The sequence below is a fragment of the Citrobacter sp. CF971 genome (assembly GCF_006385635.1).
Classification (GTDB): domain Bacteria; phylum Pseudomonadota; class Gammaproteobacteria; order Enterobacterales; family Enterobacteriaceae; genus Citrobacter; species Citrobacter freundii.
Map to the genome: position 1 here is coordinate 4,312,200 of NZ_CP041051.1, position 14,222 is coordinate 4,326,421.

Sequence of the window (14,222 nt, forward strand, 5' to 3'; positions counted from 1 at the left end):
CATTTACGTATTGCTACCCCTGCTGGTGCGGTCTTGCTGAGTTTAAGTGATCATTGTCACATTCTTCACGATAAACTCCTGACATTCTTATTTCACGATACCGAATCTTTATTACTGAAAATGAGATTCAAAATATAAATATCCACACTATTATCACCACTTGTTGGAGAATACTGGACAATGGCCGACATCGAAATTAGACAAGAATCGCCAACGGCGTTTTATATTAAAGTTCACGAAACAGATAATGTGGCGATAATTGTCAATGACAATGGTCTGAAAGCCGGAACGCGTTTTCCGGACGGACTGGAACTCATTGAACATATTCCCCAGGGTCATAAAGTGGCGCTATTGGATATTCCTGCTCATGGCGAAATCGTGCGTTATGGCGAAGTGATAGGCTATGCCGTTCGCGACATCCCACGCGGCAGCTGGATTGATGAATCAATGGTTGAGCTGCCCAAGGCTCCGCCGCTGGAGACGCTGCCGTTGGCAACTAAAGTGCCTGAGCCGCTGCCGCCTCTCGAGGGTTATACCTTCGAAGGTTACCGCAATGCTGACGGTAGCGTTGGCACCAAGAATCTGCTCGGCATCTCCACCAGCGTGCACTGCGTGGCGGGCGTGGTGGACTATGTGGTGAAAATCATTGAACGCGATCTGCTGCCCAAATACCCGAATGTTGACGGTGTGGTGGGGCTCAATCATCTGTACGGTTGCGGCGTGGCGATTAACGCTCCAGCCGCCATCGTGCCCATTCGAACTATTCATAATATTGCGCTGAACCCTAACTTTGGCGGTGAGGTAATGGTCATTGGCCTCGGCTGTGAAAAACTGCAGCCAGAGCGCCTGCTGGAAGGCACCCACGATGTAAAAAGCATTCCGGTCGACAGCGCCAGCATCGTCAGCCTGCAGGATGAAAAACACGTCGGCTTTCAATCAATGGTTGCCGATATTTTGCAGGTGGCCGAACGCCATCTGGCAAAGCTCAATCAGCGCCAGCGTGAAACCTGCCCGGCATCAGAGCTGGTGGTCGGCATGCAGTGCGGCGGCAGCGATGCGTTTTCCGGCGTGACGGCCAATCCAGCGGTAGGTTATGCCTCCGACCTGTTAGTACGCTGTGGCGCGACAGTGATGTTCTCCGAAGTCACCGAAGTACGCGATGCCATCCACCTTCTGACCCCGCGCGCGATTAACGAAGAGGTGGGTAAACGCCTGCTCGAGGAGATGGCCTGGTACGACAACTACCTGGATATGGGCAAGACTGACCGGAGCGCCAACCCATCACCGGGCAACAAGAAAGGCGGTCTGGCAAACGTGGTGGAAAAAGCACTGGGTTCTATTGCGAAGTCGGGCAAGAGCGCGATTGTCGAAGTCTTGTCGCCGGGACAGCGTCCAACCAAACGTGGCCTGATTTACGCTGCCACCCCCGCCAGCGATTTTGTCTGCGGTACGCAACAGGTTGCTTCCGGGATCACAGTACAAGTCTTTACCACCGGTCGCGGTACGCCGTATGGCCTGATGGCCGTGCCGGTGATTAAAATGGCGACACGCACGGAGTTGGCCAATCGTTGGTTTGACCTGATGGACATCAACGCCGGTACCATCGCTACCGGAGAAGAAACCATTGAAGACGTGGGTCTGAAACTGTTCGAGTTTATTCTCGACGTCGCCAGCGGACGTAAGAAAACCTTCTCAGATCAGTGGGGACTGCATAACCAGCTGGCGGTGTTTAACCCGGCGCCAGTGACCTGATTATCGAAACGAAAGCCAACGAAAAAACGGGGATTTGTCCCCGTTTTTAATGTCGATGCTTCAACAAATAAAGTGATAACGTTCGCATTTTAAGAGGTTTTTTTAAACATCTGTTTTTTTCGATTCAAACCTGCCAAATGAACCTAACGATATGAAATTAAAAGGAATAATACCACCATTGTTTTACGTTATATTTTCGTTTTGATAAAAGAGAAACCTACCGAAAGACGACCTTGTTTTAATACGATAATCCCCTCTTTTTTACTGCTTTGACTTTCTCCGGTGTAAAACAGATTATTCATAGGCTGCTGTAATTTACCTCATAAGCATTCTGACCTGAATAAAGAGGGAAGTTATGTATACCCTGAATAAAAATAATGTCGCATTGGCTTGTCTTATTTCCTGTTTACTGGCAACTCCTGTCTTCGCGAGTGCTGAAGGCCAGTCAGACGCAAAGCCTGTTAAATTACGCTACACGTTATGGGACCGCAATCAACTCCCTGGCGAACAACAGCTCGTTAATGAATTTGAAAAAGACAACCCCGGAATTAAGGTCGAAATTGAACTAACTCCTTATGACCAGTATTTTATCAAACTCAGTTCAGCAGTCGGTGGAAATGTAGCACCGGATGTATTCTGGATGAACATGCCTAATTTCCAGCAATATGTGAAAAATGGCATGCTGGAACCACTGAGTAATTATCTGAAAGATAAATCAGCGCCGAAACTGGATGATTTTGTTAAAAGCTCAGTCGATGCCTACCAATACCAGTCGCAACAATATGCCATCCCAAGGGATATTGATGCAATTGCCGTCTGGTACAATAAAAAAATGTTCGATCAGGCTGGTGTGAGCTATCCCGATAAAAACTGGACATGGGACGATTTAAAACAAAAATCAGAGCAGTTGCGTAAAGGGCTGGATAAACAGTCTTATCCACTGGCAATGGAATTCAGCAGCGGACAGGATAGTTACTTTAACCTACTATTACAGGCCGGGGATAAGATTGTACTACCTGAGGGCAAAACGGATGTTGCCAATGACAAAGCTATCGCCGTCTATCGCGATGTTCAAGGCATGCTGAACGCGGGACTAATCCAACCGCCAGGCGAGATGGAAGCCTCAGACGTCTTCCAGTCAAACCGGGTAGCCATGGTCTACGCTGGCTCATGGTGGGCATTACCCTTCTCTCAAAATGAGCTGATTAAGGATCACATCGGCGTATTGCCAATGCCAAAAATGGCAGAGCAGGCAGGTGTATCCCATAGTCTGGCATTTGCTATGTCAGCCAAAAGTCAGCATAAAGATGCGGCGTGGAAGTTCATTGAGTTCATGAGTTCTGAGCATGCGCAGCAGACTCTGGCGACGGGAAAAGTCGTGATCCCCGCTAACCAAAAAGTGGCCAAAGAGTGGGCTGAAGGCTTTAAGGATATTGATGTTTCAGCCTATATCGATTCGTTGGCTTTCTCACATAAATATCCAACCGCGGGCTCCAATACCGCTAAGTGGAATAGCATTCTGAATGATGGCTTGAAAAAAGTGTGGACGGGTACTGACCCAGAGAAAGTCATGCCTGGTGTTGCTAAACGCGTTGAACGAGAAATGCAGAAATAATCCTGAGGGAGCCATGCTCCCTCTCGCTTTCTCCCGCGCAATATATTTTGGTTGCACAGTGAGCACCCCGGAGTCTGTATGAGCTATTCAGATGAAACTACATCCCCACAATTACCGGCCAGAGAAGTGCAAAAAAAATCCCTGACCAAGCTGGAAAAAGAAGAACGCTTCTGGGGATGGATAATGATTATGCCGTTACTGGCGGGGTTAATTGTTTTTTACTTTACTCCATTCTTCCAGAACGTTTTTTATAGTTTCACTGACCTGGGAGAGTTTCAGATCTGGACGACGATCAGCTTAGATAACTATATTAATTTATTCAGCGATGATGAGTTTCGTTCAGCAATATATAACACCTTGGCCTATGTTTTTATTTGCGTACCGATAATCACCGTTTTGTCATTACTGCTCGCAATTGGCCTGAATCAGGCGATTCGCGGTCAGTGGTTGTTTCGCACGCTGTTATTTCTGCCCGCTGTCACTATGCCTGCGGCTATTGCTATGGTCTGGCAGTGGTTGATGAACCGAAATTTCGGCTTAATTAATCAGATCCTGGCCTTTTTCGATCTTCCGGCCATCGGTTGGTTATCCGATCCCGATGTCGTCCGCCTGAGCGCCTCGTTGGTTATCATCTGGTCGGCTATTGCGCTGAAGATGATCATTCTACTCGCTGGATTGCAGGGGATTCCCAAACAAATTTATGAAGCGATGTCGCTGGATGGCATCAGCAAATTGCGTGGATTCTGGTCTATTACCTTACCGCTAATGATCCCCACGCTGTTTTTCGTACTGGTGATCTCTTTTATCGAAACGCTGCAAATTTTCGATGTGGTTTATCTGCTGTTTGGCAGTTCATCCATGGTGGACGATCAGACGATGACTATCGCCTATCTCTTCTATAAATACGCCTTTATCTACCATGAAAAAGGGTATGCCTCAGCGATCGCCGTGGTGATTTTCGTTATCACGATGGTCCTGACGCTGCTGCAAATATGGATTGGTAAACGACTTAAAGCACAGTGAGGCAACCACGATGTTCATGACTAAACGTGAAAAATGGCTAATTTACGGCTTGATGATCCTCGCGACGCTGGTAACTGTGGTTCCCTTCATCTGGATGATCATCACCTCTTTTAAAACCCAGGCAGAAAGCATCGCCTTTCCGCCGATCCTGCTACCTGCCAACCCAGGGTTTCAGGCTTACGGTAAAATCTTGCATGAAATGCCTTTTGGTAGCTTTTACTTTAACTCGATCGTCTCCACGTTGGTCATCGTCATTTTGCAGACGCTGATTGCGGCAATGGCAGCGTACGGTTTCTCCCGACTGCGTTTTAAAGGGCGAGATGTCCTGTTTATGCTGTGTATTTCAATTCTGATGGTGCCCGGTCAGATCTTTTTAATCCCACAGTTTTTAACCGTTGAAAAAATCGGTTTGCTGAACTCAATTCCTGGACTGGTGCTACCGGGTTTATTCAGCATATATAGCGCCTTTTTATTGCGTCAGTTTTTTCTGTCAGTACCTAAAGAACTGGAAGAGGCAGCCATTATGGATGGGTATAACCATCTGACTATTTTCTTCAAAATTATGCTGCCATTAATTAAACCAGGGCTGATTGCCTGCGTCATTATTAACGGATTGTGGAGCTGGAATAACTTAATGTGGCCGCTGATCGTCAACACCTCCATGGATAAAATGACATTACCGGTGGGGTTAGCCTCACTTTCCGGACGCTCAGGCGTGGAATATCCGATGTTAATGGCGGGCGCATTGCTGGCGATTATCCCGATGTTGTTACTTTATATCTTCTTCCAGCGCTATTTTATTCGCGGCATCGCTGGTGCCGGAATTAAAGGATAAGGGGCAGTGTTATGTCAGGTATTCAATTACATGCAGTAAGCAAAGTCTATCCCAATGGCTTTCAGGCGATCCATGGCGTTGATCTTGAAATCCACGATGGCGAATTCATGGTGTTTGTCGGGCCATCAGGCTGCGCCAAATCAACGCTGCTGCGCATGATTGCAGGTCTGGAAGATATCACTCATGGTCATATCGCAATCGGAGAGAAGTGCGTCAACGACCTGCTACCAAAGGAGCGAGGCGTTGCCATGGTCTTCCAGAATTATGCCCTCTATCCCCACATGACGATTTATAAAAATATGGCATTCAGTCTGTTAGGGAAAATGAGCAAAGAAGAGATTGATATCCGCGTACGGGAAGCTGCACACAAGCTGGAAATAGAGACATTACTCGATAAAAAGCCCGGCCAACTTTCGGGCGGTCAATGTCAGCGCGTTGCCGTTGGCAGGGCCATCGTGCGTAAGCCAGACGTTTTTTTGTTTGATGAGCCGCTTTCCAACCTGGATGCAAAGCTGCGTGTTTCAATGCGCGTGCGGCTGACAGAACTGCATCGACAACTGCGTCACGAAGGCGTGAGCGCAACCATGGTGTACGTCACGCACGATCAGATTGAAGCGATGACGATGGGAGACAGGATTTGCGTTCTTAATGGCGGTCGTATTATGCAGGTGGATACCCCAGGAAATATCTACCATCACCCCAGGAATAAATTTGTTGCTGGTTTTATTGGTAATCCGGCAATGAATATTATGCTGCTTGATATTGAACCCGGCACTCGTGGTCTGCGCCTGGCTGATAATTTAATCCTGCCATTAAATACACGCTTGAGTAACCTACTGGAGCAATATCCGCACTCCAGCGTCTGGTTCGGCATCCGGTCAGAGGCCATTCAGTTAGCCTCGCAGCATGACGTCTCTGCGTTCGATGCGCACATTACCAACGTAGAAAGGATGGGCAACGAAGACCTTCTGCATTTTGATATTGGTGAGCAACATATGATCTTACGTATTAACTCTTCACCCGACTGGGCCCCTCTTCCCGGCGAATCTATCAAAGTGAAATTTAATCTGGAAGCCGCCTTTTTGTTTGATAAAAAACATGAAGAAAATTTGGCCTGACCGTTATTCAGGCTAAGTGAAAAATGAGAGGTTTATATGTGTGCGAATAAAGTGACCGTATTAGTGGTAGGGGCTGGTGCGCGCGGAGAAATATATGCTCGCTATGCGCTTGAACATCCAGACAGAATGCAGGTAGTAGGCGTTGCTGAGCCCAGAGAGGCGTATCGCCAGCAGTTTGTCGCACAGCATAAGATTGCTCCAAATAACGTATTTTGCGACTGGCAAGAGGCTGCGGCCCAACCCAAAATGGCCGACGTAGTACTTATTTGCACGCAGGATAATATGCACAAAGATCCTGCCGTGGCGTTTGCCAATCTCGGCTATCACATTCTGCTGGAAAAACCGCTCGCCCCTACGCCAGAAGATTGCCGGATCATTATTGATGCGGTTAAACGCAACAACGTATTACTGGCCGTCGCGCACGTCCTGCGGTACACCCGCTATACGCAAAAGCTGAAATCACTGCTTGATGATGGCGTAATTGGCGATATTGTCAGCATGCAGCATCTCGAACCCGTAGGTTACTGGCATCAGGCGCACTCGTTTGTACGTGGTAACTGGCGCAATGAAGCAGAATCGTCATTTATGTTATTACAGAAATCCTGTCATGATTTGGACTGGATCCGCTACATCATGGGCGACAACTGCAAGGACGTAGGATCATTTGGCAGCCTGAGCCACTTTGTGAAAGAGAATCAGCCTGCTGGCGCCGCCGACCGCTGCCTTGATTGTCAGGTTGAAGCAACCTGCCCCTGGTCTGCCTGCAAAATTTATCTGGGTGAAAACCACAAATGCACTCCCCACTTCCGTCGGGTGCTGACTGCAGATCCCAGCGAAGAAAATGTCCGCCAGGCGCTGCGCGATGGGCCTTATGGTCGCTGCGTTTATCGTTGTGATAATGATGTGGTGGATCATCAGGTTGTTAACTTACGTTTTGCCCACCAGCAGACGGTGACCTTTACCATGACCGCATTTACCAAAATGGAAGATCGAAAAACGCGCCTGTTTGGCACCAGAGGTTATCTGGAAGGTGATGGCGAGCAGATCCGGGTGTTTGATTTCCTGACAGACAAAGAAACAGTGCATCAGATCGAGGAGATCGCCGCTGGAACACAAACCCAGATGGGGGGACATGGTGGTGGCGATTACTACCTGATGGATCGCTTTATCCATGCAGTGATGGCCAACGATCAAAATATGATCCTTTCTGGCCCGGATGAGTCACTGGAAAGTCACTTAATGGTCTTTGCCGCAGAACGCGCTCGCAAGGAAAACAGTCTGGTTACGCTGTGAAGCCGGAGGAGATGAGGCATGTTTTACGGTGTTGATATTGGTGGAACCAAAACTGAAATTGTCGCTTTTGATAAGGAAATGCAGGTTTGCTGGCGTAAGCGCGTTGCCACGCCAGTTCAGGATTATGAACTCTTTCTTTCGACCTTTACTTCACTTATTGATACCGCCGACTGGGCGACAGGAACGCAAGGAAAAATTGGCATCGGCATGCCAGGTCTTATGGACAGACATACCGGAAAACTACTGTCATCTAACGTGCCCTGCCTGACCGGACGTCAGGTGATGAACGATCTGGCCCACCGCCTCAATCGTTCGGTTGAACTGGACAATGACTGCTGCTGTTTTGCACTCTCGGAAGCCCATACCCAGCAGGCTCGCCAGTTCTCCAGAATTTTTGGTGCCATTATTGGCACCGGCATGGGTGGAGGGTTAGTCATTGACGGTCAGTTGTATCGGGGTCGCAACCGAATGGCCAGTGAGTTTGGCCATTTACCGCTTCCGGCAACGTTTATGCGTCGTTATCATTTACCGGAACTGAAGTGCGGTTGTGGCTTACAAGGGTGTCTGGAACGCTATCAATCCGGCCCCGGTTTACTGTGGCTCCACAAACACTTCAGTGGAGAACAACTCAAAATGGAGACCCTGCTGGAGCATTATCGTCATGGCAATGCCAGCGCCGTTACTACCATAGAAGCATGGATTGATATGTTGGGTTGTACGCTGGCGCAATTGCAGTTGATTCTGGATGTCGATGCTTTTGTTCTCGGCGGTGGGGTTTCCAACATTGAAGAAATTTATACGTTGCTGCCGCAGGCCATGTCACGTTATTTGTTCCCGGGATTAGAACCTGCCCGCGTATTCCCGGCCATCCATGGCGCATCCAGCGGGGTTCGCGGTGCCGCATTGCTGCTGGTTGAACAGGGTACGCAGACCCACTAAAAAACTGCTGGCGGGGGAAACTCGCCAGCAGTTTCAGTTATTCATCCGCAATCACCACATCCACCCCAAGCTGGATTAACGTCCGGTGGTAATTTTCTGGGATCCCGCTGTCGGTAATCACCCGGTCAATCCCGCTGATTTCGCTAATCATACAGAAACTTTTGCGGCCAAACTTGCTGGAGTCAGCGACTACCGTGACCTCCTGCGCAACTTCACACATTACCTGATTCAGATGTGCTTCTCCCGGATGTGGCGTGGTAATTCCCGCTTCCAGGCAGAATCCGTCAACGCCTAAGAAAAGCTTATCAAACCGGTATTGTCTAAGCTGGTGTTCTGCTGAAGGGCCATACAATGAATAGACGCTTTGCCTGACATTCCCTCCCAGAATCATGACGTCTACGCGCTCAAAATTCGCCAGTTCCCATGCAATGTTGAGCGCATTGGTCATCACCACCAGATCGCGGCGATTTTTTAACATGGGAGGAATGAGCGTGGTGGTCGAACCGGAATCGAGGATTAGCGTGTCACCATCTTTCACAAAGCTGGCCGCTTTTTCGGCAATACGCGTTTTCACATCTCGATTCAGCCGGTCCTTATCCTGCAAAGGCCGGTCAAGGGCAAAGTGCTGATTGAGAACCGCCCCGCCGTAGGAGCGCATGACACATCCCTTCTGTTCCAGATAACGTAAGTCGTTGCGGATCGTAACCGATGACACACCAAAATGGACGCTCAGTGGCTCGACACGAACGCTACCCTGATCGCATAGCAGATCAATTATTTGCTCGCGACGTCTTAAGTTATCCAGCATTTCTATTGCTCCATCAAATATTCATGTTGTTTTGTTTTAGCGCTTTAGCACTTTCGTTTTCTTTTGAATATATTACATCAGAAGCAATAAGGTGAATTTGTGCGCACTGGCCCAGCGTTGAATTTAACAAAAATTGACTATTTTCTTTCGTTTTAGCAAATCGAAACGAAGAAAACCGAAAAAATGAAAAGGTCAAAAGCGAGTAAGATGCGAGAAAGAGACGGGAAGCATGCAAAAAAACGAAAGCGAGCTACTAAAAAAGCTCGCTTATGGTTTGTTTTTGTTTAATTGAATGGGATCACATTTTTGAATTTTAGAGCGGGACTACTCAACAATGATCACTTCAACACCGCTGCGGCGTAGTTCCTGCAAGCTCTCCTCTGGGATGCCTTCATCAACAATGATGGTGTGGATCCTCTGGGTATCAATAATCTTATGCAGGCTGGAGCGGTTAAACTTCGTCGAGTCGGTAACGACAATGATACGTTCAGCCACTTCACACATCCGGCGGTTGAGACGCGCCTCATCTTCGTTGTGCGTGCTAACACCACGCTCTAAATCGATAGCATCAACGCCAAGAAACAGCATGTCGAAGTGATAATTTTGTAGCGACTGCTCAGCCTGATCGCCATAAAACGATTGTGACTGACGACGCAAATGACCGCCGGTCATCAGCAGCTCAACCCCTTCGGCTTCCAGTAGCGCATTGGCGACATTCATACCGTTAGTCATAGCAATGACATTGGTATGCTGGCGCATCAGGCGGGCAATTTCATAGGTCGTGGTGCCGGAGTCAAGGATCACGCGGTGTCCCGGTTGAATTAACTCTGCGGCGGCTCTGGCAATACTGCGTTTTACTGCCGTATTAAGTGAACTCTTATCTTCAACAGAAGGCTCCACAACAGGCGCATTGCTCTCGCATATTAGCGCTCCGCCATAGGCACGTACCGCAATCCCCTGCTTTTCCAGAAAGGCGAGGTCGTTGCGAATAGTGACCGTGGAGACGCCAAAAAATAAGGAAAGATCGTTAACCTGAACGCTTCCCTGTTGCCGTAACCGCTGGATGATCTGCTCACGTCTTTCGCTGGTGCCAATAACGCGCTTGTCTGCAGAGGACTCGGTGTTACTCATAAGAAATCCTTTAGTTGAACCTTTCGTTTTATTTCGTTTTGTCTATTAACGCCTTTCTTTTGCGCGAATGCAAGCCCCGCAAGCAGGGAAGAGCCGGACGAACTTACGCTGAAACCTTTCATTGTGTTTCTTTTGTGAAACAGATCGGAAAACTATTATCTTTCGTTTTATTTTTATAACACCATGATGCAGTGTTAAATGAAACAAAACGAAAGATTGATGTCGCAGTAATCTGACCTGGAGAGGAAAGTGAAACATCTAACTAAAATGGTCGAGCAGCATAAACGGGGGAAGGCAAACGGGATTTATGCCGTTTGTTCCGCGCATCCAATCGTATTGGAAGCCGCAATACGCTACGCCCATGCAAACCATACACCGCTGTTGATCGAAGCAACCTCTAATCAGGTTGACCAGTTTGGCGGCTATACGGGTATGACACCAGCCGATTTTCGCAGTTTTGTCTGCCGTTTAGCCGACTCGCTTGATTTTTCTCAGGATATGCTGATTCTCGGCGGAGACCATCTCGGGCCAAACCGTTGGCAAAATCTGCCTGCGGAACAGGCAATGGCAAATGCAGACGATCTGATCAAGAGCTATGTCGCCGCAGGCTTTAAAAAAATCCACCTCGATTGCAGCATGTCTTGTGCTAACGACCCGGTTCCACTGACGGATGAAATTGTCGCTGAGCGCGCCGCACGCCTGGCAAAAGTCGCCGAAGAAACCTGTATGGCACATTTTGGCGAGTCGGATCTGGTCTATGTGATTGGCACAGAAGTGCCGGTTCCAGGTGGCGCTCACGAAACGTTAACCGACCTGGCGGTAACAACGCCCGATGCCGCACGCGCAACGCTTCAGGCTCACTATCACTCCTTTGAAAAGCACGGTATGGAAGGTATCTGGCCGCGTATTATCGCCCTGGTGGTGCAACCTGGCGTTGAATTCGACCACACACACATCATTGATTATCAACCACAGAAAGCTGTGGCACTCAGCAAAATGGTGGAAGACTACGACACACTCGTGTTTGAAGCGCATTCTACCGATTACCAAACGCCACAGTCCTTGCGCCAACTGGTGATAGATCACTTCGCTATCCTGAAAGTGGGACCTGCGTTGACCTTCGCTCTGCGTGAAGCACTGTTTTCACTGGCCGCGATTGAAGAAGAATTACTGCCTGCAAAAGCTTGTTCAGGCCTACGACATGTGCTGGAAAGCGTGATGCTTGATCGCCCAGAGTACTGGCAGAGCCACTATCACGGTGATGGCAACGCACGCCGTCTGGCTCGCGGATACAGCTACTCCGATCGGGTTCGTTACTACTGGCCGGACAGCCAGATTGATGAAGCATTCGAACGTCTGGTACGTAACCTGGCGGATGACCCCATTCCACTGCCGCTGATTAGCCAGTATTTACCCTTGCAGTACGTAAAAGTGCGCGAGGGAGATCTCAGCGCCACGCCGCGAGAACTCATCATTAACCATATTCAGGACATACTGCAGCAATATCACTGCGCCTGCCTGGGTGCTCCAGCTCGTAACGCATAACAAAAAAGAGAAAAATACCATGCCAAACATTGTATTAAGTCGCATTGATGAACGTCTGATTCACGGTCAGGTTGGTGTGCAATGGGTCGGGTTTGCGGGGGCAAACCTGGTGCTGGTCGCTAATGATGAGGTGGCTGAAGATCCAGTGCAGCAAAACCTGATGGAAATGGTACTTGCAGAAGGGATCGCCGTACGTTTCTGGTCACTACAAAAGGTGATCGACAATATTCACCGTGCCGCCGATCGCCAGAAAATTCTGCTGGTCTGCAAATCGCCTGCGGATTTCTTCCGTCTGGTCGAAGGCGGTGTTCCTGTTAACCGTATCAACGTTGGCAATATGCACTACGCCAACGGCAAACAACAAATCGCCAAAACGGTTTCTGTAGACGCTGCCGATATTACGGCGTTCAACGGGCTCAAAGCCGCTGGAGTGGAATGCTTCGTTCAGGGCGTTCCAACAGAACCCGCCCAGGACCTCTATAAACTTCTCTGAGGGATTCACAATGGAAATCAGTCTGTTGCAGGCTTTTGCGTTGGGTATTCTCGCCTTTATTGCAGGCCTGGATATGTTCAACGGGTTAACGCACATGCACCGCCCGGTTGTTCTCGGGCCGCTGGTCGGCCTGATTCTGGGCGATCTGCATACCGGTATTTTAACAGGTGGTACGCTGGAACTGGTGTGGATGGGTCTGGCCCCGCTGGCTGGAGCTCAGCCGCCAAACGTGATTATCGGCACTATCGTGGGAACCACGTTTGCCATAACGACCGGAGTGAAACCCGAAGTTGCCGTAGGTGTGGCGGTACCGTTCGCCGTAGCAGTACAAATGGGGATTACTTTCCTGTTCTCTGTGATGTCCGGGGTGATGGCTCGCTGCGATCGCATGGCAGCAAATGCCGATACAGCCGGGATTGAGCGGGTCAACTATCTGGCGTTGCTCGCGCTGGGGACCTTCTACTTTTTATGCGCGTTCCTGCCAATTTACTTTGGCGCGGAACATGCCAAAACCGCGATAGATGTTCTGCCGACGCGTCTGATTGACGGCCTCGGCGTGGCAGGCGGCATCATGCCAGCTATCGGCTTCGCCGTACTGCTGAAAATCATGATGAAAAACGTCTATATCCCCTACTTCATCCTGGGTTTTGTCGCCGCAGCCTGGCTCAAACTCCCTGTGCTGGCAATCGCCGCCGCAGCACTGGCAATGGCGCTGATCGATTTTCTGCGTAAATCACCTGAACCTACAGCTCCCGCAGCACAAAAAGAGGAATTCGAAGATGGCATCTAATCAAACGGCTCTGCCGAACGTTTCCGAAACCGAAGAAACGCTGCTGTCCGGCACCAATGAAAACGTCTACGAAGACCAGAATATCGGTGCCGAGCTGACGAAAAAAGATATCAACCGTGTTGCCTGGCGTTCAATGCTGTTGCAGGCCTCTTTTAACTACGAACGTATGCAGGCATCAGGATGGCTGTACGGCCTGTTACCTGCTCTGAAAAAGATCCACACCAATAAGCGCGATCTGGCGCGTTCGATGAAAGGCCATATGGGCTTCTTCAACACGCACCCATTCCTGGTCACGTTTGTTATCGGGATTATCCTGGCGATGGAACGCTCCAAGCAGGATGTGAACAGTATTCAAAGCACCAAGATTGCCGTGGGTGCGCCACTTGGCGGTATCGGGGATGCCATGTTCTGGTTAACGTTACTGCCTATTTGCGGCGGTATCGGGGCCAGCCTGGCGCTGCAAGGCTCTATTCTTGGCGCTGTTGTCTTTATTGTTATGTTCAACGTGGTTCATCTTGGTCTGCGCTTTGGGCTGGCACACTATGCTTATCGAATGGGCGTTGCTGCCATCCCGCTGATTAAAGCTAACACCAAAAAGGTTGGACATGCGGCATCCATCGTTGGGATGACGGTGATCGGCGCGCTGGTAGCGACCTATGTTCGCCTGAGCACTACGCTGGAAATCACTGCTGGCGATGCAGTAGTGAAACTGCAAACAGATGTGATAGACAAGCTGATGCCTGCTTTTTTACCGCTGGTCTACACATTAACCATGTTCTGGCTGGTCCGCCGTGGCTGGAGTCCTCTGCGCCTTATCGCCATTACCGTGGTGCTCGGCGTCGTAGGTAAGTTCTGTCACTTCCTGTAAACATAAGGGGTT

13 protein-coding genes are annotated in these 14,222 nt (G+C 49.3%); 11 read left to right on the forward strand and 2 right to left on the reverse strand.

Translation table 11 applies throughout. From position 1 onward, the window contains the following. Positions 1 to 180 precede the first annotated feature (180 nt). The 7 genes from garD (at position 181) to E6P06_RS24360 (ending at position 8,575) form a co-directional block, all read left to right on the forward strand. Positions 181 to 1,752 (forward strand): galactarate dehydratase, encoded by a 1,572-nt coding sequence (gene garD, locus E6P06_RS24330; RefSeq protein WP_139935803.1) that lies wholly within the window; start codon positions 181 to 183, stop codon positions 1,750 to 1,752. 355 nt (positions 1,753 to 2,107) lie between these two features. Beyond that, entirely contained in the window at positions 2,108 to 3,367 is a 1,260-nt protein-coding gene (locus E6P06_RS24335) for a sugar ABC transporter substrate-binding protein (protein WP_106107804.1), read from the forward strand. 78 nt (positions 3,368 to 3,445) lie between these two features. Further along, positions 3,446 to 4,390, forward strand: coding sequence for a carbohydrate ABC transporter permease (locus tag E6P06_RS24340; RefSeq protein ID WP_139935804.1), 945 nt, complete (start codon positions 3,446 to 3,448; stop codon positions 4,388 to 4,390). Between the two features lie 10 nt (positions 4,391 to 4,400). Next, positions 4,401 to 5,225 (forward strand): carbohydrate ABC transporter permease, encoded by an 825-nt coding sequence (locus E6P06_RS24345; protein ID WP_003024907.1) that lies wholly within the window; start codon positions 4,401 to 4,403, stop codon positions 5,223 to 5,225. Positions 5,226 to 5,236: 11 nt separating this feature from the next. Continuing rightward, positions 5,237 to 6,343, forward strand: coding sequence for an ABC transporter ATP-binding protein (locus tag E6P06_RS24350; RefSeq protein ID WP_139935805.1), 1,107 nt, complete (start codon positions 5,237 to 5,239; stop codon positions 6,341 to 6,343). 36 nt (positions 6,344 to 6,379) lie between these two features. After that, positions 6,380 to 7,636 (forward strand): Gfo/Idh/MocA family protein, encoded by a 1,257-nt coding sequence (locus E6P06_RS24355; protein WP_003840006.1) that lies wholly within the window; start codon positions 6,380 to 6,382, stop codon positions 7,634 to 7,636. A gap of 18 nt (positions 7,637 to 7,654) precedes the next feature. Then, positions 7,655 to 8,575, forward strand: coding sequence for an ROK family protein (locus E6P06_RS24360; protein ID WP_003840003.1), 921 nt, complete (start codon positions 7,655 to 7,657; stop codon positions 8,573 to 8,575). A 37-nt stretch (positions 8,576 to 8,612) separates the two neighbouring features. On the opposite strand, the gene agaR is transcribed toward E6P06_RS24360, so the two are convergent. Further along, positions 8,613 to 9,383, reverse strand: a complete 771-nt coding sequence (gene agaR / locus E6P06_RS24365) for a transcriptional repressor AgaR (RefSeq protein WP_003024920.1) — start codon at positions 9,381 to 9,383, stop codon at positions 8,613 to 8,615. Positions 9,384 to 9,707: 324 nt separating this feature from the next. Continuing rightward, positions 9,708 to 10,514 (reverse strand): DeoR family transcriptional regulator, encoded by an 807-nt coding sequence (locus tag E6P06_RS24370; protein ID WP_003024922.1) that lies wholly within the window; start codon positions 10,512 to 10,514, stop codon positions 9,708 to 9,710. 267 nt (positions 10,515 to 10,781) lie between these two features. Here E6P06_RS24370 and kbaZ point away from each other — a divergent pair, with 267 nt between their 5' ends. Genes kbaZ through agaE form a run of 4 tightly spaced genes read left to right on the forward strand, consistent with a single transcriptional unit; the run spans position 10,782 to position 14,210 of the window. Continuing rightward, complete coding sequence (kbaZ, locus tag E6P06_RS24375; RefSeq protein ID WP_233622612.1) at positions 10,782 to 12,059, forward strand: tagatose-bisphosphate aldolase subunit KbaZ; 1,278 nt, start codon at positions 10,782 to 10,784, stop codon at positions 12,057 to 12,059. Between the two features lie 19 nt (positions 12,060 to 12,078). Continuing rightward, positions 12,079 to 12,552 (forward strand): PTS N-acetylgalactosamine transporter subunit IIB, encoded by a 474-nt coding sequence (gene agaV, locus E6P06_RS24380; RefSeq protein WP_003024925.1) that lies wholly within the window; start codon positions 12,079 to 12,081, stop codon positions 12,550 to 12,552. Between the two features lie 10 nt (positions 12,553 to 12,562). Further along, on the forward strand, positions 12,563 to 13,342 hold the full coding sequence (gene agaW / locus E6P06_RS24385; RefSeq protein ID WP_003839998.1) for a PTS N-acetylgalactosamine transporter subunit IIC: 780 nt from the start codon (positions 12,563 to 12,565) through the stop codon (positions 13,340 to 13,342). After that, complete coding sequence (agaE, locus tag E6P06_RS24390; protein ID WP_003024929.1) at positions 13,332 to 14,210, forward strand: PTS N-acetylgalactosamine transporter subunit IID; 879 nt, start codon at positions 13,332 to 13,334, stop codon at positions 14,208 to 14,210. The genes agaW and agaE overlap by 11 nt, the downstream gene beginning before the upstream one ends. Positions 14,211 to 14,222: the final 12 nt, after the last annotated feature.